This window comes from Mumia xiangluensis (genome assembly GCF_010994095.1).
Classification (GTDB): domain Bacteria; phylum Actinomycetota; class Actinomycetes; order Propionibacteriales; family Nocardioidaceae; genus Mumia; species Mumia xiangluensis.
Genome location: NZ_WJYO01000005.1, coordinates 414,084 through 435,904 on the forward strand (window position 1 = coordinate 414,084; position 21,821 = coordinate 435,904).

The window sequence follows — 21,821 nt, forward strand, 5'->3', positions numbered from 1 at the left end:
TTTTCTTGAGGTGAGGAAAAGCGGATGGAGCACACCGTAAGGTGAAATGCGTCACACCGCTTGAGTGGCGCGCGCAGGTCAGTCGGGCAGCCCGAAGCTGAACGTCGAGTACCGGCCGGCGTCGCGCAGGTCTCGCGCGTCGAGAGCAGCCGCGAGGTCCGGGTCGATCGTCGCCCCATCGGTCCCGCCGCTGGTGGTGCGGCCGACCGCGTCACCCGCGAACAGCCGCGCCAGCACGTCGTACAGGGTCGGCAGGACGTCGTCGATGTGCCGGTCGTACGCGTCGATCACGAGCCACGCGTCATCGATGGCGCCGATGAGTGCGAGGGTTCGCTGGAGGCTGTAGCCCTCGAACTGGATCTCGTCGAGCAGACCGCGGGGTGTGAGCTCGAAGGTGAGGTCGACGCACGCGGTCGACATCTGCTGATACTCCGGGTCCTGTGCCTGAGGCAGATACGGAAACCGCTCGGCGATCTGGAAGAAGGCCGCACAGTAGAGGGCGCTGTCGTGGCCGCCCTGAGCCGCCAAGAATCCAGCCTCGACGAGGAGTGGGTCCAACCGGTCGGCCAGCCGTCGTGACGCGTCGCCTCCTGTCATCGCACCAGCGTGCCAGCGGCGCCGTGCGACCGTCGCGCGAGTTTTCGGCCGACGGCGTGGAGGCCTTCGCGGCGTTAAGGTCCCGTCATGAGCGCCGCAGCGAAACAGCCGAAGCTCACCACCAAGGCGTACGACGCCGAGCTGGCGCGCCTGCAGGTCGAGCTGGTCAAGCTTCAGGAGTGGGTACGCCACACCGGAGCCCGCATCGTGATCCTCTTCGAGGGCCGGGACGCGGCCGGCAAGGGCGGGACGATCAAACGCGTCTCCGAGAACCTCAACCCTCGCGTCGCCCGGATCGCGGCGCTGCCGTCGCCGACCGAGCGCGACAAGACGCAGTGGTACTTCCAGCGTTACGTCGCGCACCTGCCGGCAGCGGGGGAGATCGTGCTGTTCGACCGCTCCTGGTACAACCGTGCGGGCGTCGAGCACGTGATGGGCTACTGCACGCCGGAGCAGTACGCGCTCTTCATGCGCCAGGCGCCCGCGTTCGAGCAGATGCTCATCGACGACGGGATCCAGCTGCGCAAGTACTGGTTCTCCGTCTCCGACGAGGAGCAGCTCAAGCGGTTCCGGTCGCGCGCCGACGACCCGATCCGGCGCTGGAAGCTCAGCCCGACGGACATCGAGTCGGTGAACCGGTGGGAGGACTACTCGCGGGCCAAGGACGAGATGATGGCCTACACCGACACGCCGGCGAGCCCTTGGTTCGTCGTCGAGTCGGACAGCAAGAAGCGTGCGCGGCTCAACATGATCGCCCACCTTCTCTCGACCGTGCCGTACGCCGACGTCGAGCCGCCGCGCATCGACATCCCCGATCGGCCGGCACCCTCGGGGTCGTATGAACGCCCACCGCGCGACAACTCGAACTACGTGCCGGACCACGTGGCCGAGCTGCTCGCCGGGAGCTAGGACACCCCGTCGGCACGGTAGACGGTCTCGAAGCGTGGAGCCGCATCCTTCGGTCTCGCGTGCTCGAGGATGCGGGCGATCCCGGTGCCGGGCCGATACAGGAGCAGGTGGTCGAGCTTGCCGGCGCTGGCTCCGTCGAACGCGATGATCTGATCGTCGATGGAGGTCAGCTCGTAGCCGCCGAGGCCCGGATCGTGATCGCCCTGCGTGTAGACCGCCCGGAACTCGAGGGTGCCGTCGCTGTTCGGGCCGTCGCACTTCACGATGAAGAGGATGCCCTTGTACGAGGGACTCGTGCCGGGGCGATACATCACGAGATGGTCGAGCTTGCCAGAGCCGTCGAAGTCGAACGCGATCACCTGGTCGGTGGTCTCCGACAGGTCGAAGCCGCCGATCCCGCTTCTCCCGATGTAGACCGGCGTGAACGCGAGACCGCCCGACGCCTTCACCCCGTCGTACTTCAGGACAAAGGCGATGCCCTTGCCTGGCCGATAGCAGAGCAGGTGGTCGAGCTTGCCCGTGCCGGCGGCATCGAAGGCGATGATCCGATCGCGGCCCGAGGTCAGGTCGAAGCCGCCGATGCCGGAGCCGCCCTGGGGCTGCTGATAGAGCGCCGTGAAGTGCAGGGGTTCGGCTCCGTCCACGCTGTCGCGTCGGACGACGTAGATGGCGCCCTTGCCGGGCCTGTACAGCACCAGGTGGTCGAGCTTGCCGGTGCTCTCGAGGTCGTACGCGATCAGCTGGTCGCTGGTGGACGACAGGTCGAAGCCGGCGATGCCGTTGGTCCCCGCATAGACGGTCTTGTAGATGGGGGTGCCGTCGGCCTGGTCGCTGGCGTGCTTCAGGATCTGCGCGATGCCGGTGCCTGGCCGGTAGCAGAGCAGGTGATCGAGCTGGCCTGCGCTGGCGCCGTCGAACGCGATGATCTGGTCCTCGTACTCGGTCAGATCGAAGCTGCCGATGCCTTGTCCGCCCTGCGGCTGTTGGTAGAGCGCCGTGAACCGACCATTGCCGTCGGGCCCCTTGCCGTCCTGCTTGACCAGGTAGAACGCACCCTTGCCGGGCCGGTACAGCGCAAGGTGGTCGAGCTTGCCGGTGCCGCCGAAGTCGAGCGCGAACACCCGATCTGCCTTCGTCGTCAGGTCAAAGCCGCCGACTCCTGCGATGGCGAGGCGCACGTTCATCTTCTCCAGCACCCGCTTGATCGGAGTGATGGTCCCTCCGCCTCCGCCTCCGCCGAAGAGCAGTCCGACAACCCGGTCGTGCTCGTCGACGACCACCGATCCGGAGTCTCCCGCTCCCGCGAAGGTCATGGTGGGGGAGACGCCCGCGATGGTGACCTGGTGGTTGAACGTGACCTCGCCCACGCCGTTCCCGTACTTGATCGTGACGGTCTTGTCGACGCCGTCGACCTCTCCATAGGTCAACCCGGTCGTACGACCCCGCTTGCGGACCTTGAGGCGCAGCGGCGCGTCGGCGGTGCCCGTGAGGACTCCGACCTCCTGCACCTCGCACACGAAACCCGAGAGCAAGCCGTCGAGGCGGGCGACCGCGGCGTCGACGTCGCCGCCGAGCAGCGCCCGCTTGACGGTGGCGATGGGGCGATACGTGATCGGGTTGTCGTTGACGCTCGGCTGGTCGATCTGCTTGGAGTGTCCGCCATCCCGCCAGCCTTCGTTGACGCACAGCACGTGATAGTTGCTCAGCACCATGCCGTCGCCGGTCTCGTTGTCGACGACGATCGCGCCCAGCGTCCCCGAGTAGAAGCTGTTGACGAAGGCGCTCGGGCCGATGCTGATGCCGCCCTTCAGCGGGCTGTACGAGCCCAGGTCCGCCAGCGGCTCGTAGCGTCCCTCGATGACGTCCGTCGGGATGCCGTCGATCTCGGCGGGGATGCGCTCCTCCTCGGGCACATCACGCTTCTCCGCGACGTGGACCCGGATCACGATCTCGTCGGTGCGTTCGCCGTCGACGTACTTGAAGCCGATGTCGACCGCGGTGACACCGGGCCTGCTCAGGAGCTCGTCCTCGGCGGCTCGCTTGACGGGCAGGATCTCTTGCACACGGTCGGTCACGACGTCTCCCCAAGGGTCGTTTGTACCAGTGGATGTCCCGAGAGGCTGTCAGCGTGGCACATGCGACAGGATCTGGCGCGCCGCACTAGGCTCGACGCCCATGAGCATCACGGTGCGGCCGGCCACGTCGTACGAGGACGTCGCGACCATGGTCGGGCCGAAGCGCCCGGATGCCAACGTGTGCTGGTGCCTCAGCTATCGCCTCACGACGTCGAAGGAGAACCGCGAGCTCGTCGGCCCTGAGCGCGGTGAGCGCGTGCGGGAGCTCGTCCGCCAGGACCCGCCGCCGGGTGTCCTCGCGTACGACGGTGACGAGGTCGTCGGATGGGCGGCGGTGCACCCGCGTGCCGACACGAGCTTCGCCCGCAACCGCAGGATCCCGCACGTCGACGATCTCGACGTGTGGTCGCTGTGGTGCGTGCGGGTGCGGCCGGGACATCGCGGGCAGGGCATCGTGCAGCCGCTCATCGAAGGTGCCGTGGACTTCGCGCGTTCACACGGCGCGCCCGCGATCGAGGCGTACCCGGTCGACAACCGCGGCGCCAAGGTCGACCTGACGATGGCGTACGTCGGCACGCTCGCGATGTTCGAGCGCGCGGGCTTCGAGAAGGTGGCAGACACGGACTCGGTCCTGAACCGCTTCCCACGGGTCCTCGTGCGCCGGGATCTGTGAGGCCGCGTCACTCCCCGGCGATCCGTGCCGCCTGCGTGGCGAGCTGGGCGACCGCATCGTCGCCGACCGCGTCGTTGACCTCGACCACGCCGACACGCGTGCCGACGTTGAACACGACGTAGCCCCCGGCGACCTGATCGGAGTCGAAGGCCGGGAAGTACCAGACCATGTGGTGCGGCTCGGACGACACGAGGACCGGGTCGCCGTACCCGAAGTCGCCACCCTGGATCGCGTCGCACTCCTCGACCAGCGTCACGATCGAGTCCGCGGCCTCGGCGGCGAGCTCCGGGCTGTCGGTCTCCGCGAGCTGCTCGGTGACGTGCCTGTCACCACCCCCGACGAGCCGCCCGTCGATGCGTGTCACGTCGTCGGCGACGACGTCGCCCATCTGGAGGTCGCCCGTGCACGGACCGAGAACCAGCCACGGAACCCGCTTCTTGCGCGTGAAGTGGTGCCCGGTGATGTCGAAGTAGACGGGGGTGCTGACGAGGTTCTTCGCGCTGAGTCCCTCGGCTGTGCTCGTTGATGCTGCAGTCGGCGTGGTCGGTGCGGTCGGCGCGGACGATGTCGGGCTCGCCGTCGAGGGCCCGTCAGCGTGCGACCCCGTGTCGTTGCTGACCTGGACGACGGCGACCGCGCCGCCGAAGCCGGTGAGAGCCGCTGTGGCGCCCGCGATGATCGCGTGGTCGAGCCTCATGGTCGTTCCTCCTGCCGGTGAGGTGCTGCGTGCACCCGTTCACTCCTTCTGATGCACGCGCCCGCGCTTTCGTTGGCGGCCACAGCAGGAAACTTCACGACGTCGCGCGGAGCGCCGCCCGCATGAAGGTGCGAGCCGCGTGGATGCGGTCGCGTACGGTGCCGACGGACGTGCCCGTGATCTCGGCGATCTCGGCGTACGGCAGCGAGCCGAGGTCGCGCAGCACGAACGCCTCCACGACCTGCGGCTTGCTCCGCTCGAGCTGGTCGAGCGCCTCCATGAGGTCCAGCCGCGTCCCCGCGATCACACTCGTCGTCCGCGGGTCAGCGGCCTCGGGCAGGTCCGGTACGCCGCTGTCGCTCGCGCGTCGACGCAGCCGCCGGTAGGTCATCCGCGCGCTGTTGGAGGCGATGACTGTCACCCAGCCCTCGAACGACCCCGTCCCCGTGTAGCCCGTGATGTTCTGTGCGATCGCGACGAGCGCGTCCTGCGTTGCGTCCTCGGCGTCTTCGGTGTGAGGGAGGAAGCGGGAGCAGCGTCGTACGACTGCGGGCCGGACGATCGCGAGCAGCTCCTCGAGCGCGTCGGCGTCACCTGAGCGAGCCCGCGCGACCAGGTCGTCCGGCGCCCAGCCGGGGGAGAGGGAGCTCATGGGCCACTATCTTGGCCCCATGAAGCGGCTCGGGCGCTACCGCCTCGTGCGTGTTCTCGGCTCCGGCGCGTTCGCCACGGTGTGGCTCGGCGAGGATCCCGACCTCGAGACCGAGGTGGCGGTGAAGGTGCTGGCCGACAACTGGGCGACCAACGCCGACGTACGCGAGCGGTTCCTGGCCGAGGCACGCCTGCTGCGTCGGGTGGACGACCCGCGCGTCGTCCGGGTGTTCGACATCGGTGTGAGCGAGGACGACCGGCCGTTCTTCGTGATGGAGCACGTCCGTGGTGGCACGCTCGCCGACCGGATGGGCGGCCTGAGCACGGGGGAGTCCCTCGCGTACGGCGCCGCCACGGCACGCGCGCTGCACGTGCTCCACGAGGCCGGGGTCGTCCACCGCGACGTGAAGCCGAGCAACCTGCTCGTCGACGATCGTACGACGCCTCCGCGCCTCGTCGTCTCGGACCTGGGCAGCGCCAAGGTGCTTGCCGAGGCATCCGGTCTCACGGTCACGACCGGCACCCCGCTCTACATGGCGCCGGAGCAGGTCCACCAGAGCGACGGGTTCGATGCCCGCGCTGACGTCTATGCGGTCGCCGCGGTCACGTACCACCTGCTCGCCGGGCGTCCCGCGTTCGGCGACACCAGCCCGGCAGCGGTGCTGGCCCGTCGTGCCGGCACCCGACCGGCACCGTTGGCGGCCTCCCTCGGCCAACCCGCGGCGCTGGACCGGCTGATGCTGCGCGCGCTGAGCTGGGATCCGAGCAAGCGTCCCGCGACCGCCGCACAGCTTGCGAACGAGCTCGAGCGGTTGGCAGACGACCAGCCGGCGAGCGTACGGCGGGAGGTCTCGCCGCTGCTCGTGCTGGTGATCTGCGTCGGGCTCTTCTTGAGCCTGTTCACGATCACGTACTTCGCACTTCGCTAGCCCGTCGACTCAATACGATATATGATCTGCGCCATGGCCTACAGCACGATCACCAACCTCGACGCAGCCTCCGCCCAGCAGCACAGCCGCGAGCTGCGCGCGCGCCTGCTCTCCAGCGCCTCCACCACGTACGCGACCGGTCCGACCGGCAGCGGCAACGGCGAGCGGGTCCTGGTGCTCGGCGGCACCGGCTACATCGGCCGGGCACTGGTGCCGGAGCTGGCCAAGCGCGGATACAAGCCTGCGGTGCTGGCGCGCGACGCGGCCGTCAAGGACGATGCCGTGTTCGCCGACGCGGAGATCGTGGTCGGCGACCCGACACGCGCGGCGGACGTCGAGAACGCCGTGGCGCTGGCCCCGACGGCGGTGGTCATCTCCCTGCTCAGCGGGCGCCGCCCCAACGACGCCGACGAGTGCAAGGCCGTCGACTACGACGCCGTCATCAACGGCATCCGTTCGGCCGTCGCGCACGACGTCCAGCAGTTCATCCACATCAGCGACTTCGGCGCATACCGGCCCGAGCTGATCCCGCAGGTCTATAAGCTGCAGGTCGAGGGTGAGCTCATCGGCCAGCACCACGGCGCGCTGCCGTGGACGATCATCCGGCCGACCGCGTACTACCCGTACCTCTCGATGACGTTCGGCGACGTCAAGAACGGCCTGCCGTACCGCATCTTCGACCACGGCGAGTACAACGTGGTCAACCCGATCGCACGCGAGGACCTCGCCGAGTTCATCACCAACCAGGTGCTGTCGGCCGACGCGTTCGGTCGCGTCCTGCCCGTCGGTGGTCCGTGGGTCCCCGAGAACGTCGTCACCCTCAAGGACGCCGGCCAGATGATGTTCGACATCACGGGCCGCGAGCCGCAGTGGGACGTCGTGCCGATGGCCACGTGGGACAAGAAGATCGCCCGCCTCGTCCGCATCGGCAAGCTCAGCAAGAAGGTCGCGCCGGTCGCCTACTACCTCGAGGCCGCGAAGTACTGGTCGGTCGTCGACCACGTCGCACCCGCGTACGGCACGCGCACGCTGGCCGGGTTCATGGACAAGCTCAAGGACCGGGAGTTCCCGACGGGCAGCTTCCGTGACCGCATGAAGAACGGCACCGCCGTGATGCCGACCGACATCTGAGTCACCGCAAGGCCGGTCGGCCTCACGCTCGGCGGCTGCGCAGGTGGTCGCCGAGGTGCCCGACGTAGACCTTGCCGGTCGGCCCACTGGTGTCGTCGTAGAAGTACATGCGTGGGTTCGGACGCCCGCCGCCGAGCTGGATCCGGATGTGCGTCCCGTAGAACGCGCGTCCTTCGGAGGCGACCTCCACGGGCACCGCGAACGTCCGGATGCCTCGCAGCTCGCGGTCTCGCTGGGTGTACGAGGTCTCGCCGGTGGCGACGTGCCTCTCGCTGAGGAGCTCGTGGGGGCGGTCGGCCACGTACGTGCGCAGGTTCGCGGCACGGGTCCGGCCGTCCGCCTTCGCTGCGGCGTACTGGTCGAGGATCGCGAGCGCCGCCCAGGTCCGTCGTCGCCATCGTGCGGCCTTCGGATAGCCGTCCAGGGCGCCGGCGCGGTCGGCGAGATCGTCGGCGAGCACGACGTGGGTCAGCTCGTCGCCCGCCGCTGACAGCAGCTCGGCGAAGGTCGCGAACTCCCGATCGGCGATGGGTGGCTGCGGGTCGGGCTCAGGCCGTGGCACGACGGCCGGCGCTGCCGCCGCCTTCTCCGCCGGCGGTCGTACGCCGTCGCTCGGGGCTCGAGACCCCGCACTCCGCTCGTGCTCCAGCTCGCGGATGCGGCGCCGCGCCTTGCGGAGATCGCCCTCGAGCGCGGCGATCCGGCCACGCTCGCGGCCCAGCTCTGCGACCAGCGCGACGTCGGCCGCGGACTCGGCTTCGGCGTCCTGGTCGACCCCCGGCGCAGCCCCATGGGCGGCGAGCGCCTCCTGGATGATCGTGCCCACCTCGCGGGCGGCCGTGGCGACGGTCAGCGCTGCGGCGCGAGGGTTGGTCCGACCGGGCGTGAACGTGACGATCGGGCGTGCCGTCCTCTCCGCTGCCGTGGCGGCGACGACGGCGGACCCCGGACGAGGGAGCGTGAGCCCGCGCGGCCCCACCACGGCCTGAACGGCGTCGCGGACGCGGTCGGGGATCACCAGCACGGGGATGACCGAGCGGGCCGCCGAGGGGACCAGTGCTCGCGCGGCCGCGACGACGGGCGAGGCCGTGTCCTCGGCGCACACGAGCACGGCCAACGACGGCAGGTCGGCGTTCCACCAGCGTTCGATCACCGACACGGGGCCGCCGACGAGATCGATCACCGCGACCGGGTCGGTGAGCGGCTGGCCGAAGACGGTACGGAGCTCCTCTGGCGGCAGGCCGGTCGCCGTGAGCACGTCCTGGCCGAGGGGTCCGGCCTGCATCGGCGCGGTCCCGACGAAGACCGCCCGCGGGTCGGGAGGTCGCTGTCCCGCCTCGAGGGGCGAGGGGATCGCCAGCGCGCGATGGGAGTCGTCGATCTGAACGCGTGCGACGGACTCGATGTGGCTGCCGCCGACCCGAGCCCGGACGTGGCTCACGACGATGTCGTCGCCGGGCTTGCGAACCAGGCTCTGATCGCGGTAGGCGTCCCAGACACGGGCAGGCACGAGAACGACACCACCGCCGAACCGGTGCATCGGTCGTCACCGCCTTTCCCAGGGGAGCGACTACCCTCGCACGTCGCGAGGGTCGCGCGGAGCGGTTGTCCACAGTCACTCCGAGACTTCCACTCACCCTGATCAGGAGTCTCCCGGCACCCGGTGGATGTCGTTAGCCTCGAACGGCTTGCGACCGTCACCGAGCTCACCAGGCGAAAGGCACTCCGTACCCTCATGCCCACCACCGAGGCACCCGAGCACGCCACCGACCCGTCCCGCCGCGCCGTCCTGCGGGGCATCGCCGCATCCGCACTCACCCTGACCGTCGCGCCGATGCCGCGGGGCGACGCCGACCCAACATCATCGTCGTCTCGATCGACGACCTCGGGTGGGACGAGCTCGGCTGCTACGGCAACACCTTCAACGAGACGCCCCACATCGACCGGCTCGCACGCGAGGGCCTGCAGCTCGACACCGCGTACGCCGCCGCGCCGCTGTGCTCGCCGACCCGCGCCGCGCTCATCACCGGTCAGTACCCGGCCCGCACGGGGATCACCGACTTCCTCCGCGGCGAGCCGGCACCCAGCGACAAGCACCTCTCGCCTGACATCCGGACCGTCCCCGACGTGCTCGGACCGTACGGCTACACGACGGGGCTGATCGGGAAGTGGCACCTGACCGAGCGCTACTCCGGCGACTACCGCAGCCGCCCCGGCAACCCGTACGCGCACGGGTTCGACGAGGTCATCGCGTCGGAGCAGAAGTACATCGGCGACGGTGACTACTTCCACCCGTACTTCTTCATGCCGGACCTGCCGGCGCGCGAGCCCGACGAGTACCTCACGGACCGGCTGGCGCAGGAGACCGTCGACTTCATCGGCCGCCACCGTGACGAGCCCTTCTTCCTCCACGTCTCGAACTACGCGGTCCACACGAGGCTGGACGCGAAACCTGATCTCGTGGCGAAGTACGCGGCGAAGCCGGGCGCCGGCGACTCACCGAACCGTCCCGTGCTCGCGGCGATGCTCGAGAGCGTCGACGACCAGGTCGGCCGGATCGCGGCGACGCTCGTCGAGCTCGGCATCGCTCGCGACACCCTGCTGCTCGTGACGTCGGACAACGGCGGCCCGTACCGCGACGCCAACAGGCCGCTGCGCGGAGGCAAGGGCGAGCTGTACGAAGGCGGGATCCGCGTCCCGCTGATCGCGTCGTGGCCAGGCACGATCCGTCCGGGCCGCCGGGACGCGACGCCGACGAGCACGATCGACATCCTGCCGACGGCACTCGATCTGGCGGGTGGACGTCTGCGGGGCAACGACTTCGACGGCGTGAGCATCGCGCCGATCCTCACCGGACGCGGCCGCGTCCATCGCGACTCGTTGTTCTGGGTCTACCCGCACTTCATCGGCAGCACGCATCCGCACGCGGCCGTACGCCGCGGCCGCTACAAGCTCGTCCAGTACCTCCGTGACGGGCGTACCGAGCTGTACGACCTCGCTCGCGACCCGGGCGAGACCACCGACATCTCCGCGGAGGAGGTCGTCACCGAGCGCATCCTGCGGGCGCACCTGCGCGCCCACCTGGCCGACGTCGACGTGCTCCCGCCGCCGCCCTCGCGTGCGGCCTACCCGCACCGCGAGCTCGAGGAGACCTTCGACGGCGACCTCTCGCGCTGGGAGACCCTGCCGGTCGGGGCCGCCTTCGGCGAGGTAGCCGTGCGGGACGGGCAGCTCGCGGTCACCGCCGCGCGGATGACGCATCTCGTCTTCCGCTCCGACGTGGCACCGAGCTCCGACGAGGTGGCCGTCGTCCTCGACACGGGCACCTTCGCCGAGTCCGGGAGCCAGGACACCGTCTTCGTCGGGCTCGCGAAGGACGCCGGCAACTACCTGCTGTTCCGCTACCACAACGGTCTCCACCGGGTCGGTTGGGACCTGCGCATCGACGGCGCGCTGATCACCGCCGGTGGCGAGCCACTGGGGAACCTCGACGGCTCGGTCGATCTCACCGGTCCTGCCGCTCGGTACGCGTTCGTGCTCCGCGGCACGTCGGCGACCGCCTACGCCGACCAGGGGAGCGGGTGGGAGTTCCTCTACTCCGTCGACGTCGGCGGAGCGGTCGACCTCGCCGACCCGGCCGTACGCGCGTCGTACCGGTACGCGGCGAGCGTCCGGCTCGACGACGGCACGATCACGCTCGACGGGATCACGGCTCACCGCGCACGGCCTTTTAGACCACATTAAGGCAATAAAGTGGTGTAAGATGCCAGGATGGACCACGGAGACGGCGGTTTCGCGATCGGGTGGGAGTCCCACCCGTGGGAGCGCGAGCCCGATCGCGCCGCTTCTCGACGTCAGCGCCTGTCCGCTCGCGGCCCGTACGAGGCAGCCGTCCCGGCCCGCATCGCCGAGGTCTCCGTGCAGGTCGGCGCCGAGCTCCAGGCAGAGGCCGAGGACGCGGTCCGCGAGATCACGCGCTTCGACGCGGAGGTCGGCGGCCTCGCCGGCCGACGCGCTGACGCCGAAGAATCCGCTGCCGAGCTGGCTCCGCTGGCCTCGGTGCTGCTGCGGACCGAGTCCGCGTCCTCGTCGGAGATCGAGGGTGTCACCGCGGGAGCTCGAGCGTTGGCCATGGCGGCGATCGCCGCGAGGTCCGGCCCGAACGCCCAGCTCGTCACGGCGAACGTCGCCGCGATGCAGCGTGCGGTCGCGCTGGCCGACGACATCAGCGTCGGCTCGATCCTCGCGGCCCACGAGGCGCTGCTGATCGGTCACGAGTACGCCGCACCCGGTCGCCTCCGCGATCAGCAGGTCTGGATCGGGAGCAACGCCCTCAGCCCGCACACCGCGTCGTTCGTCCCGCCCCACCACTCGCGGGTGGCGGCAGATCTCGACGACCTGATCGCCTTCGTCAAGCGGGCGGACCTGCCTGTCCTGGTGCACGTGGCCATCGCGCACGCTCAGTTCGAGACGATCCACCCGTTCAACGACGGGAACGGGCGTGTCGGGCGCACCCTCGTCCACGCGATGCTGCGTCGCTCCGACGTCACGCGGCGGTTGACGGTGCCGGTGTCGGCCGGTCTGCTGACGGACACGTCCGGATACTTCCGCGCGCTGACGGACTATCGCGCCGGCAACGTCGAGCCGATCGTCCGACAGTTCGCCGACGCATCGTTCCGTGCCGTCGGCAACGGGAGACAGCTGGTCGAGGACCTCGACCGGATCTACGACGCGTGGCTCGAGCGGCTCGGGTCCCGTCGAGGCTCGGCTGCTCGACGCCTCCTGCCGTCCCTGCTGAATCAACCGGCAGTCGACGTCGCCTATGTCGAGAACACCGTCGGCGTCGCGCTCTCCGCTGCCCAGCGCGCGGTCGAGCAGCTGGAGGATGCCGGGATCCTGTCGCGCTCAGGCGATGGCCGACGAAACCGGGTGTGGATCGCGCCGGAGGTCATCGACGCGCTGGACCGGTTCGCCGAGCGCGTGGGCCGTCGCGGCTGGTGAGTGCCGATCGGGGGCGAGCTGAGATGGCTCGCCCCCGATGGCAGGTCGTACGACTCCGGCTCAGCCTGCGGACTGGGCGACCGCGCTGCGCGACTTCTCGACGAGTGCCGACACCTCCGGCAGCACCGCCGTACGGACGTCGACGGCCTTCGGCAGGAGTCCGTTCGCGAACAGCAGGTCGGCGGCGTGCTGCTGCTCGTCCAGGAAGGTGTCGTCGACCGGGTTGAGGCCGAACGGACGGTGCGCGAGCGCGTGCTCCCAGGCCTCGACGCTGGCCGGCTGCCCGTGCGCCTGCGCGTCGGCGACGAAGAACTCGGCAGCCTCGCGGGGGTCGGCGACGATCCGCGCGTCGGACTCCTGCAGCGCGTCGATCACGGCGGCGAGCTCGTCGGTGCGCTCGACCGCGAAGTCGCGCCGCGTGAACCACAGCGACGGGTGGCTGAACAGTCCGTCGGTCTCGACGAGCGTCGTCACCTCGGTCTCCTGCTCGACGCGCGAGAGCTCCGGGTACGACCCGGTCCAGGCGTCGATCGCACCGGCGAGGAAGAGGTCGGCGGCGTCACCGCCCACGTCCACCGGCTCGACGTCGTCCCAGCCCAGACCGACCTGCTCGAGCGCGAACAGGAGCAGCGTCGTCTGCCACGAGCCGTGCCCGATGCCGATCTTCTTGCCGCGCAGGTCGGCGACGGTCGAGATGCCGGAGCCGGCCTTCGCGACCAGCCGGCCGTTCTCGACCCGCGGCTGCGAGATGCCGATGTAGACGAGGTCGTGCCCCTGGCCGAGGCCGGTGATCGGAGGCGTGAAGCCCGTCCCGATCACGTCGTAGCCCTCCTCGGTGAACAGGTGGTCGGCGTGGACGGTCGGCAGCCCCTCGCGGACGCCGGGCTTCGGGCCCGACGGCAGCTCGCGCAGGTCGACCCAGGTCACGTCGTCGAGCTTCTGCTCCAGGAGGTTGCGGTGGCGCAGGACGAACAGCGAGTTGTTGTGCGGGAAGAATCCGACGCGGGTGGTCATGAGGCGCTCCTGAGGGTTGAGGTGAGGGAGTTCGTGCGGTCGAAGGTGACGCGGGGGAGGACTTCGCTGCCGATCCGGTACGCCTCCTCGAGATGGGGGACCGCGGCGAGGATGAAGGCGTCGGTGCCGAGGGCGACGAGCTCGTCGAGGCGCTGGGCGACCTGGTCGTAGCTGCCGACGAGCCCGAAGACCGGTCCGCCGCGGAGCAGGTGGAACCCTGCCCACACGTTCGGCTCGACCTCGAGGTCGCGAGGACCGGTGACCGGTTGCTTGATGAAGCCACGCGCGCGGGCAGCGCCGACGGAGTCACCCGTCGCGTCGAACGACAGCTTCGACGTGTCGATCGCCGGCCACGCGCGCTCGATCTCGGCCCACGCCTCCTCCTCGGTGGGACGGGCGAGGATCTCGACGCGCAGCGCGAACCGCGGCGTACGGCCGTAGGCGGCGCTCTCCTCACGCACCTGGCGGAACTTGTCGGGGAGCGCGCTGAACGGCTCGAGCCATGACAGGTAGTAGTCGGCGTGCTTGCCGGCCGTCTCGATCGCCGCCGGAGACGAGCCCGAGAAGTAGACCTCGGGCACGGGCTGCGCGGCGAGCTCCGACGGGAGGTGCGCACCACGGACGTCGAAGAAGCGGCCGTCCAGGTCGTACGGCTCGGTGCCCCACGCTCCCTTGAGCGCGTCGAGGAACTCGGCCGTCCGGGCGTACCGGTCGTCGTGTGCGACAGTGTCACCCCACCACGTCTGCTGCGGGCCGCCGCCTCCGGTGATCACGTTGTACGTGAGGCGGCCGCCGGTGGCGCGCTGCAGGCTCGCCGACAGCCTCGCCGCGTGCACGGGATCGAGGAACCCTGGCTGGTAGGCGACCATGAACCGGAACGTGCGCGTCTCCCGCGCCAGCAGGGCCGCGGTCGTGAACGGGTCGTCGGTGAACGGGAAGCTCGGCAGCAGCCCGCCGACGAACCCTGCGGACTCGGCGGCCTTCGCGACGTCGGCCATGTGGTCGACGTACGTGTAGCCGTCGTCGCGCCCGCCACGCCGGCCCGGGGTGATGCTCCCGGGCTCGTGCGGTGCCCAGTCGCCTCGCGTCTGCGCGTGGGGTCGGCGGACCGAGGGCTGGTCGCCGTGGGTGCCGATGCGCCAGTAGACGTCGACCATCAGCGGACTCCTGTCGTCTCGAGGTCAGGTGTGCTGGTGCTGCTTGAGGCAGGTCGTACGAGGGGGAGGAGGTGCTCGCCGATCCGGTACGTCTCCTCGACCCGGGGACGGACGTCGAGGATCACCGTCCCGACGCCCTGGCTCGCCAGGCGTGCGAGCTCGTCGGCAACCTGTGCGTACGAGCCGACGAGCCCGCCCGGCGAGGAGTGCCCGCGGGTCGCGAACCCGTCCCACCAGGACGCCCCCGAGGGGAGTGGTACGAGGTCAGGGCTCGCGCCGGTCTCCGCGGCGAGCTCGCCCAGGGCCTCGCCGACGGTCTCGCGGACGAGCAGCGACAGACGGATGCCGAGCTCGACCGCCCGTCCGAGGGCGCGCGCCTGCTCCTGCAGCGCGGGCCCGCGCTCGGCCACCTCGTGCGCCGTCGTGAACACGTGGACGTCGCCGTGCTTGGCGGACAGCCGGAGGGCGTCGTCGTCGCTGCCGGTGAGATGAACACGCGGGAACGGCAGGCCGGCGAGCGCCTCGCGGAAGCCGCCGCCCTTCACCTGGTAGTACGTCCCCTCGAGATCGAACGTCTCGTGGTTCCACACACCGCGGCTGATCGTGAGGAACTCGTCGGCCCGGGCGTACCAGCTCGCCGCGTCGGTGCTCGACGGCCGCCGCTGCGACGGGGTCGCCGCAGTCACGAGCGGCGCCCAGTCGAGACGCCCGGCGGTGAACCGCTGGTACGAGGCGGCGACCTTCGCCGCGTACACCGGGTTGAACGCGGCGACGTGGAACTCGTGCAGCGCGTGCACCCAGCGGGTGTGGCGGAGCGCGTCGCCGACCAGGACCGTCGACTCCTCGCCACCCAGGTCGTACGGGGCGACGACGCCGTCGAGGCCGGCGACCTCCGCCGCGCGGAAGGCGTGCGCGCGCTCCTCAGACGGCGGGAGGTGGCCCCAGTCGCGCTCATCGCGGGTGGCGAGCGTCGTCCAGACTCGGAGGCTCATCGGACCGACGCTCCGTCCTGCTGCTCGGCGACCTGGCGTGCTGCCTCGGCGAGCGGCTCGTGCGCGGCCCAGGACGCGACGTCCACCCGCGACGCGAGGAAGCCGTGGTCGTGCAGGAAGCGCTGCTGCTGGTCGAGCAGTGCGAGACGCTCGCCGTCGAGGGTCGGGGTGAGCGAGAGGTGGACGTCCTCGCCGTACGCGGCGATGACGCCGTCGGCACCGGAGCCGACCTCGCGGCCGAGGATGGCGCGCAGCTCGTCGACGTGCGTCGCTGCCCAGCGCGAGGCGCGGAGGGTCTCGACCAGGAACTGGACGACGATCTCGGGGCGTTCCGCGAGGAGGTCCTCGTGGACCGTGATGGGCCGGGGCGTGCCGTTGTTGACGCGTGACGACCGCTCCGCCGTGGCGTCGAGGTCGATCGCGACGACCGCGCCGAGCTCACGTGCCTGCTCTGCAGAGCGCGCGCCCTTCACATAGACGGCGTCGACGAGGCCGTCGGCGAGCTGCGTCAGCCCGGGCCACGGCGCCGCAGCCGACGGGTCGTTGCCCGGTGCACGCTCGACGCGTGACTCGACCTCGACGATGTCGACGTCGTCCAGGGTCAGGTCGGCGAGCGCGAGCGCGTTGACGAAGCCGTGCAGCGCCATGGCCCGCGGGAAGCTGGTCGCGCGCGAGCCGGCCCAGCCCGGGATCGCGACCCGGCGCCCACGCAGGTCTGCGGGACTGGTGATGCCGGCGTCGGGGCGCGTCAGGATCGACTGCCACTCGTCGATCCAGGTGAGGCCGATCAGCCGGGTCGGGGCGCCTTCGGAGCGCGCGACGAGCGCCGGCACGTTGCCGCCCTCACGGAAGAGGCCGACGAGCTGGTGGTCGAAGTGGTGCCGCGCGATCTCCGGCGGAGCGTCCTGGAGGACGCCGACGGACAGACCGGCAGGGGTGAAGGCCTCGTCGAGCCACCCGAGGTTGTACGCGAGGCCGCTCGCGGTCGGGACGGGGCACCGCGTGTACCAGAGCTGGTTCACGTCGGTCCGTTCGGAGACGCTGGTCATGGGTTCTCCTTCGTGGGGTTGGGGTCGATGCCGAGCTCGCCGAGGAGGCGCTCGCGGAGGTCCACGACGCGCGGGTCCGTGATGGTGCGGGGATGCTCGACGTCGATGCGGACGTCGATCGCCACCGATCCGGAGCGCAGCATCACGATCCGGTCCGCGAGCCGGATGGCTTCGTCGATGTCGTGGGTGACGAGCAGGATCGCGGGCCGGTGGCGCTCGCGGAGCCGGTCGAGCAGGTCGTGCATCCGCAGGCGGGTCAGCGCGTCGAGCGCCGCGAACGGCTCGTCGAGGAGCAGCAGCTGCGGGTCGCGTACGAGCGCCCTCGCCAGCGCCACACGCTGAGCCTCGCCTCCGGAGAGCGTCGCCGGCCATGAGCGGGCGTGCCGCTCGAGTCCGACCTCGGTCAGCGCGGCGAGTGCGGCGCTCTTGTTGCCCTTCGTACGACGCTGGCCGAGGAGGACGTTGCGCAGCACCCGGTGCGCCGGGACGAGTCGAGGCTCCTGGTAGACCGTCGTGACCCGGGGCGGGACCAGGATCTCGCCCGCGTCCGGCTTCTCGAAACCGTTGAGCAGGCGCAGCAGCGTCGTCTTCCCTGTGCCGCTCGGGCCGAGTACGGCCACGAACTCGCCGGGCGCGATCGTCAGGTCGATGGCGTCGAGGACGCGGGTGTCTCCGTACGCCTTGCTGACGGCGGTCAGTCGTGCGGCGGCTCGGCCGGTCGTGGCGGACGGCGTCGTACGGGTGGTGGTGGGCGCGCTCATCGTGCGGCCACCCCCGATCGCCACGGCATCGCGAGGCGCTCGACGACGCGGATCCCGAGATCGATGAGGACGCCGATCACCGCGTACAGGACGATGCAGAGCACCATGTAGTCGTTGCGGAAGTACTGCTGGGACAGCGACACGAGGTAACCGATCCCTGTCGTGGTCCCGATCTGCTCGGCAGCGATCAAGCCCGTGAGGCTGACCGAGAGGCAGATCCGCAGCGCCATGAGGATGTTGGGGAGCGCTGAGGGCAGGATCACCTGAGCGACCAGGCGTGCACCCGACAAGCCGTACCCCCGTGCGGCCTCGACCACCTTGCGATCCACGCCGCGGACACCGAGGTAGGTGTAGGCGTACATCGGCGCCACGGCGGACACCGCGATGAGCACGATCTTGAAGCCCTCGCCGACACCGAACCACGAGAGCAGCAGCGGCACGAGCGCGAGGAACGGGACCGCGCGATACATCTGCATCGTCGGGTCGATGAGGTCCTCACCCAGTGCGGAGATCCCGGACAGGATGCCGAGGACCAGACCGACTGCGACGCCGAGCGTCACCCCGATCGCCGCGCGCCGCCCGGACGCGGCCAGGAAGTCGGTGAGCTGTCCGCTCTCCCACAGCTCCTCGGCCGCCTGCACGACCGACCCGGGCGACGAGAGGATCTGGGGATCGAGCCAGCCTGCGCTGCTCGCGACCTGCCACACGGTGAGCAGCGCGATCGGCACGGCGAAGCGCAGCGTCACCGACAGTGTGCGGCTGCGCTTGCGGCTCCCGAGGAACCGTGGACGGGCGAGCGTCACGGCGGTCCTGTCCGCATCGGCCGGTTCGCCGGCGTCGGCGCGGTCGGTACGAGGCGTCGCATCCAGAGCGGCCGTCATGATCCGAGCTGCACAGCCGCGTCGGAGGACTTCACAGCCTTGCTGATGAACTGGTGCGCGAGGAAGTAGTCCGCGACGACCTGGATCTTCTCCAGGTCCTTGTCCTCGACCGGGGGGAACGGCAGGCTGTAGCGCTCGACCTCGATGTCGCGTTCCAGAGCGTCCCCGGAGGTGGCGGTCGGCCCGGAGTCGGTGAACACGTTCTGGAACTTCGCGGGATCGGCGGTCGCCTCCTTCTGAAGCTCGGCGAGCGTGTCCGTGACGATCTTCAGAGCCTCGGGGTTCTCGTCGACGAGCTCCTGGCGCGCTGCGAGGATCGTGAGGTCGTTGTCCTCGACGTCGTTGTTGGTCACGATCGTCTTGGCTCCGGCTGCGACAGCAGTGGGGTAGCCGCGCACGATCGCCCACCAGGCGTCGACCTTGCCGGACTGGAACGCGCCGGCCGCCTGCACCGGGTTCAGATAGACCTTCTCGACCTCGTCGTGACCGATGCCCGCCTTGTCGAGGGCCAGCCCGAGGAGGTACTCGCCGCGACCGCCCTTGTTCACGGCGACCTTCTTGCCGACGAGCTGGTCGACCGAGGTGACCGAGCTGTCCTTGGGGACGACGAGGCCGTCGCCGACGGGGGCCTTCGGGTCCGTCGTACGGTCGGCGACCGCGAAGATCTTGAGGTCGTTGCTGGTGGAGAGGTAGCCGATGGCGGGGGAGATGGCGCCCTCGAGGAGGGTCACGTCACCGGACCGGACGGCGTCGATCGTGGCGGTGAACGATCCGTACGAGCCGCCCCACTCCACCCGCGCGTCCGCAGCCTCGAGCTTCTCGTCGAGGACGCCGGTCTTCTTGGCGTACGCGAGAAGACCGGCGTTGCCCGGGTCGACGAGCTTGATCACGGTCTGGTCGTCCGACCCGGCGTTCGCGTCTCCGCCGGCGCAGGCCGTGGTCGTCGCAGCAGTGGTGGCGAGAGCGACGGCGGCGGCGAGGTGCCGGAGGCGGAGACGTGGCGAACGGTTTGACATGGCTGCTCCTGGGTGGGCTTTCAGCGGGTCGATCGACCCACGTGAGATGAGTATGTCCATCAACTAGATAGTCATTTACTCATGATCAATTATCGAGACGGGAAGGCGAGGGTTCAGGTCCTGATGAATGGAACGGTCGACGCCTGAGGGCGTCGGCTACCGCGGGTCGATGACCGGGTGGCGGGCGCCGGTGTTGGCGTCGAGCTGGAGCAGCAGGCGGCGGAGCGTACGGAGGTCGTCGGCTCCGATCCCCGTCGCGAGGCGCTCCTCGACGGCGTTGACCGCGGCGTCCGCGGCGTCCCGTCTCTCGAGGCCCGCAGCGGTGATCGAGACGAGGCGGCGCCGGCCGTCCTCGGGGTCACGCGTGCGTTCGACGAGGCCGAGCATTTCCAGCTTCTTGGTGACGAACACGAGGTAGTTCGGGTCCATGTCGAGCAGCTCGCCGAGGCGCTGCTGTGCCAGCTCGCCGTGCTGGCGGAGGACGAGGAGGGCGGCGGCCTCGCGGGGGAGCAGGTCGAGCGGCGCGAGGGCCTCGGTGATCCAGGTCTGGGCGACGCGGCCGATGTGCGACAGCAGGAAGCCGGGACTGCTGAAGCGCGCCTCGGACGTCATGGTCGGGCGGCGGTCAGTCCTGCTGACGGGCATGGTCACCTCGAGTGGGATCGTCGACGCGAGAGGCGCGCAGATCGTCATGATCGCATGACGATATGCGGCGATGACGCAGAACGACCGCCAACCTCCGATCACGGCGAGGTTGGCGGTCGGTGACTGGCTCGGGTCGTTCAGACCTTCGACTTCCGATAGCCGGCGGCAACGGCCGCGCCCTCAGTTCGGAAGCACTCTTCGGGCTTCGTGCGATCGTAGAAGCTCTGCTCCGGCATGTGGTAGATCATGCTGTCGCCGTTGCCCTTGATGGGAGCCCAGGAGGGACAGTCCCACGTAGAGATCGGATCGGTCCGGTTGGGTCGCTGACCAGCCTTGACCTTCAACTTCTGCGACTTGACCCGCGTCTTCACGGTGGAGTACTCGCGTACACCGTCGACGACAGTCCAGCGCTGGAACTTGACCCGGGTCTTGACGCGGTACGTACCCGGATTCAAGCGAACCTTGGCGCGGTTGCGCGTGATGACCTTCTTGCCGCGCTTGACCGTCAGAGTCTTGGAGAGCACCTTCACCTGGCCGCGGACTCGGACCACCGGCTTGACGAGAGCCTTGCCTTCGTACGGCGCGGTCTTGGTCTTGATCTTCTTGATCTTCACAAGCGGCCGCGGCGCGGCCTCGGCGGGACCTGCCGTGGTTGCCACGAGTCCGAGCGCAACCACGATGGCGACGAGGACTGCGATGGACCTCCGCGTCGCCAGCGTCTCGACGGTGAATGAACGATTCACAGAACTACTCCTGAGGGTGTGCCCTTGCGATCACCCGAGACGCGGGCCTGGCCTCATCGGTCGGGTCAACGACCCCCAACCATCTTGGCCTCGCCAGCGCCGAGCTCTCAGCGAATCGAGAAAACTTCCTGCTGTGTGCGGGCCTCAGGTCTTGGGTGGTGTCGTCACGGCAACGGCGACGCTGTTCACCACGGTCGCCGCGACCGTGCGGGTGACAGCTTCAGCGGCCGCGCCTGCTCCCCAGTTCCCGTTCTCGAGCTCCTTGGCGCGGGCAATGACGGGCGAGGTCCACGGGATCTCGCGGTCGAGCTGCGGAAGCGCTCCAGTCGCGGAGATCAGCGCCGTCAGCGCCGCGACTCGTGCGGTCGGTTCATCGCCGTCGACGAGAACCTGCCGCACCGCCGAGATCAGCGCTGAGCGGCTCCCGGTTCCACCGTCCTCGAGGATCGTTGAGGTGAAGAGGCCGAGAGTCTTTCGGCGTCGCCGGCGGATGTCGCCGCGGGCGACGAGTCGGTCGAGCACTGGCTGGCGAAGACTCGGGCCGACCGCTGCCAGGACGGTCTGAACGCCACGGGGCTTGCTGGCGAGGTAGTCCCAGGTCGAGCGGAGGATGTCGTCCTGCGGTGGAGCCTCGCTGACCGCCTCGAGCCGGAGGGTCCCCAGCTTCCCAGGCGTGGCGGTGACGTGGCCGCCTAGCGAGAGGTCCGCGAGGACCGCGCCGGCGAGGGGATAGAAGAGCGTGCCCTCGCCCGCGATGGTCCCCGAGTCAGGTTGGAACAGCAGCAGCATGAGGTCTTCGGCGATGGTCGGACGCGTGCGCTGATCGTCGGGGCTCACCCTGCCAGTCTGCCGGGACCCTGCTCCCGAGGCAGGACGCCCCTGGTGAGGCGGTTTCGGCGA

The 21,821-nt window shown here is 69.9% G+C and carries 21 protein-coding genes; 6 read left to right on the forward strand and 15 right to left on the reverse strand.

The features are described from left to right. Window positions 1-78: 78 nt before the first annotated feature. Window positions 79-597, reverse strand: coding sequence for a hypothetical protein (locus GH747_RS17380; RefSeq protein ID WP_149770873.1), 519 nt, complete (start codon window positions 595-597; stop codon window positions 79-81). Window positions 598-684: 87 nt separating this feature from the next. Here GH747_RS17380 and ppk2 point away from each other — a divergent pair, with 87 nt between their 5' ends. Then, the gene (ppk2, locus tag GH747_RS17385) at window positions 685-1,506 is read left to right on the forward strand and encodes a polyphosphate kinase 2 (RefSeq protein ID WP_149770874.1); all 822 of its coding nucleotides are present in this window, start codon (window positions 685-687) and stop codon (window positions 1,504-1,506) included. Here ppk2 and GH747_RS17390 read toward each other — a convergent pair. Beyond that, window positions 1,503-3,581, reverse strand: a complete 2,079-nt coding sequence (locus tag GH747_RS17390; RefSeq protein ID WP_149770875.1) for a chymotrypsin family serine protease — start codon at window positions 3,579-3,581, stop codon at window positions 1,503-1,505. The two genes, ppk2 and GH747_RS17390, sit on opposite strands and share 4 nt — an antisense overlap. A 100-nt stretch (window positions 3,582-3,681) precedes the next feature. Here GH747_RS17390 and GH747_RS17395 point away from each other — a divergent pair, with 100 nt between their 5' ends. Then, window positions 3,682-4,254, forward strand: coding sequence for a GNAT family N-acetyltransferase (locus tag GH747_RS17395; RefSeq protein ID WP_149770876.1), 573 nt, complete (start codon window positions 3,682-3,684; stop codon window positions 4,252-4,254). 7 nt (window positions 4,255-4,261) lie between these two features. On the opposite strand, the gene GH747_RS17400 is transcribed toward GH747_RS17395, so the two are convergent. Continuing rightward, window positions 4,262-4,951: a hypothetical protein gene (locus GH747_RS17400; protein ID WP_149770877.1), complete on the reverse strand. Its 690-nt coding sequence runs from the start codon at window positions 4,949-4,951 to the stop codon at window positions 4,262-4,264. 94 nt (window positions 4,952-5,045) lie between these two features. Continuing rightward, window positions 5,046-5,603 carry an RNA polymerase sigma factor gene (locus GH747_RS17405; protein WP_149770878.1) on the reverse strand — a complete coding sequence of 186 codons (558 nt, stop codon included), beginning with the start codon at window positions 5,601-5,603 and terminating at the stop codon, window positions 5,046-5,048. Window positions 5,604-5,622: 19 nt separating this feature from the next. Here GH747_RS17405 and GH747_RS17410 point away from each other — a divergent pair, with 19 nt between their 5' ends. After that, window positions 5,623-6,531, forward strand: a complete 909-nt coding sequence (locus GH747_RS17410) for a serine/threonine-protein kinase (protein ID WP_149770879.1) — start codon at window positions 5,623-5,625, stop codon at window positions 6,529-6,531. A gap of 33 nt (window positions 6,532-6,564) precedes the next feature. Continuing rightward, complete coding sequence (locus GH747_RS17415; protein ID WP_163695730.1) at window positions 6,565-7,662, forward strand: NAD(P)H-binding protein; 1,098 nt, start codon at window positions 6,565-6,567, stop codon at window positions 7,660-7,662. Between the two features lie 22 nt (window positions 7,663-7,684). On the opposite strand, the gene GH747_RS17420 is transcribed toward GH747_RS17415, so the two are convergent. Next, window positions 7,685-9,172: a hypothetical protein gene (locus GH747_RS17420; protein ID WP_149770881.1), complete on the reverse strand. Its 1,488-nt coding sequence runs from the start codon at window positions 9,170-9,172 to the stop codon at window positions 7,685-7,687. A 353-nt stretch (window positions 9,173-9,525) separates the two neighbouring features. Between GH747_RS17420 and GH747_RS17425 the strand changes: the two genes are divergently transcribed. After that, the gene (locus GH747_RS17425) at window positions 9,526-11,406 is read left to right on the forward strand and encodes a sulfatase (protein ID WP_228552981.1); all 1,881 of its coding nucleotides are present in this window, start codon (window positions 9,526-9,528) and stop codon (window positions 11,404-11,406) included. Window positions 11,407-11,433: 27 nt separating this feature from the next. Beyond that, window positions 11,434-12,663, forward strand: a complete 1,230-nt coding sequence (locus tag GH747_RS17430; RefSeq protein ID WP_149770882.1) for a Fic family protein — start codon at window positions 11,434-11,436, stop codon at window positions 12,661-12,663. A 60-nt stretch (window positions 12,664-12,723) separates the two neighbouring features. Here the strand turns inward: GH747_RS17430 and GH747_RS17435 are convergent, their stop codons facing one another. The 10 genes from GH747_RS17435 to GH747_RS17480 all read right to left on the reverse strand — a co-directional run bounded on the left by GH747_RS17435 (window position 12,724) and on the right by GH747_RS17480 (window position 21,758). Next, window positions 12,724-13,677: an ABC transporter substrate-binding protein gene (locus GH747_RS17435; protein WP_149770883.1), complete on the reverse strand. Its 954-nt coding sequence runs from the start codon at window positions 13,675-13,677 to the stop codon at window positions 12,724-12,726. Beyond that, the gene (locus GH747_RS17440) at window positions 13,674-14,834 is read right to left on the reverse strand and encodes an LLM class flavin-dependent oxidoreductase (RefSeq protein ID WP_205603000.1); all 1,161 of its coding nucleotides are present in this window, start codon (window positions 14,832-14,834) and stop codon (window positions 13,674-13,676) included. Before GH747_RS17440 ends, GH747_RS17435 begins: the two co-directional genes overlap by 4 nt. Next, the gene (locus GH747_RS17445) at window positions 14,834-15,826 is read right to left on the reverse strand and encodes an LLM class flavin-dependent oxidoreductase (protein ID WP_149770885.1); all 993 of its coding nucleotides are present in this window, start codon (window positions 15,824-15,826) and stop codon (window positions 14,834-14,836) included. The genes GH747_RS17440 and GH747_RS17445 overlap by 1 nt, the downstream gene beginning before the upstream one ends. Further along, window positions 15,823-16,875 (reverse strand): ABC transporter substrate-binding protein, encoded by a 1,053-nt coding sequence (locus GH747_RS17450; RefSeq protein ID WP_149770886.1) that lies wholly within the window; start codon window positions 16,873-16,875, stop codon window positions 15,823-15,825. The genes GH747_RS17445 and GH747_RS17450 overlap by 4 nt, the downstream gene beginning before the upstream one ends. Then, a complete protein-coding gene (locus tag GH747_RS17455) occupies window positions 16,872-17,636 on the reverse strand; it encodes an ABC transporter ATP-binding protein (protein WP_149770887.1) in 765 nt (254 codons plus the stop codon). Before GH747_RS17455 ends, GH747_RS17450 begins: the two co-directional genes overlap by 4 nt. After that, window positions 17,633-18,517, reverse strand: coding sequence for an ABC transporter permease (locus GH747_RS17460; protein WP_149770888.1), 885 nt, complete (start codon window positions 18,515-18,517; stop codon window positions 17,633-17,635). Before GH747_RS17460 ends, GH747_RS17455 begins: the two co-directional genes overlap by 4 nt. Beyond that, window positions 18,514-19,533 (reverse strand): ABC transporter substrate-binding protein, encoded by a 1,020-nt coding sequence (locus tag GH747_RS17465; protein ID WP_163695733.1) that lies wholly within the window; start codon window positions 19,531-19,533, stop codon window positions 18,514-18,516. The genes GH747_RS17460 and GH747_RS17465 overlap by 4 nt, the downstream gene beginning before the upstream one ends. Window positions 19,534-19,689: 156 nt before the next feature. Continuing rightward, window positions 19,690-20,178: a MarR family winged helix-turn-helix transcriptional regulator gene (locus tag GH747_RS17470; protein ID WP_228552982.1), complete on the reverse strand. Its 489-nt coding sequence runs from the start codon at window positions 20,176-20,178 to the stop codon at window positions 19,690-19,692. Between the two features lie 137 nt (window positions 20,179-20,315). Further along, window positions 20,316-20,837 (reverse strand): sunset domain-containing protein, encoded by a 522-nt coding sequence (locus tag GH747_RS17475; RefSeq protein ID WP_149770891.1) that lies wholly within the window; start codon window positions 20,835-20,837, stop codon window positions 20,316-20,318. A 228-nt stretch (window positions 20,838-21,065) separates the two neighbouring features. Further along, window positions 21,066-21,758, reverse strand: a complete 693-nt coding sequence (locus GH747_RS17480) for a GOLPH3/VPS74 family protein (protein ID WP_228552973.1) — start codon at window positions 21,756-21,758, stop codon at window positions 21,066-21,068. Between the last annotated feature and the right edge of the window lie 63 nt (window positions 21,759-21,821).

Bases quoted from the DNA above. Each gene is read 5' to 3' on its own strand.
- GH747_RS17380 (WP_149770873.1), bottom strand. From the start codon at position 597: ATGACAGGAGGCGACGCGTCACGACGGCTGGCCGACCGGTTGGACCCA.
- ppk2 (WP_149770874.1), top strand. From the start codon at position 685: ATGAGCGCCGCAGCGAAACAGCCGAAGCTCACCACCAAGGCGTACGAC.
- GH747_RS17395 (WP_149770876.1), top strand. From the start codon at position 3,682: ATGAGCATCACGGTGCGGCCGGCCACGTCGTACGAGGACGTCGCGACC.
- GH747_RS17400 (WP_149770877.1), bottom strand. From the start codon at position 4,951: ATGAGGCTCGACCACGCGATCATCGCGGGCGCCACAGCGGCTCTCACC.
- GH747_RS17405 (WP_149770878.1), bottom strand. From the start codon at position 5,603: ATGAGCTCCCTCTCCCCCGGCTGGGCGCCGGACGACCTGGTCGCGCGG.
- GH747_RS17410 (WP_149770879.1), top strand. From the start codon at position 5,623: ATGAAGCGGCTCGGGCGCTACCGCCTCGTGCGTGTTCTCGGCTCCGGC.
- GH747_RS17415 (WP_163695730.1), top strand. From the start codon at position 6,565: ATGGCCTACAGCACGATCACCAACCTCGACGCAGCCTCCGCCCAGCAG.
- GH747_RS17430 (WP_149770882.1), top strand. From the start codon at position 11,434: ATGGACCACGGAGACGGCGGTTTCGCGATCGGGTGGGAGTCCCACCCG.
- GH747_RS17435 (WP_149770883.1), bottom strand. From the start codon at position 13,677: ATGACCACCCGCGTCGGATTCTTCCCGCACAACAACTCGCTGTTCGTC.
- GH747_RS17440 (WP_205603000.1), bottom strand. From the start codon at position 14,834: ATGGTCGACGTCTACTGGCGCATCGGCACCCACGGCGACCAGCCCTCG.
- GH747_RS17445 (WP_149770885.1), bottom strand. From the start codon at position 15,826: ATGAGCCTCCGAGTCTGGACGACGCTCGCCACCCGCGATGAGCGCGAC.
- GH747_RS17450 (WP_149770886.1), bottom strand. From the start codon at position 16,875: ATGACCAGCGTCTCCGAACGGACCGACGTGAACCAGCTCTGGTACACG.
- GH747_RS17455 (WP_149770887.1), bottom strand. From the start codon at position 17,636: ATGAGCGCGCCCACCACCACCCGTACGACGCCGTCCGCCACGACCGGC.
- GH747_RS17460 (WP_149770888.1), bottom strand. From the start codon at position 18,517: ATGACGGCCGCTCTGGATGCGACGCCTCGTACCGACCGCGCCGACGCC.
- GH747_RS17465 (WP_163695733.1), bottom strand. From the start codon at position 19,533: ATGTCAAACCGTTCGCCACGTCTCCGCCTCCGGCACCTCGCCGCCGCC.
- GH747_RS17470 (WP_228552982.1), bottom strand. From the start codon at position 20,178: ATGCCCGTCAGCAGGACTGACCGCCGCCCGACCATGACGTCCGAGGCG.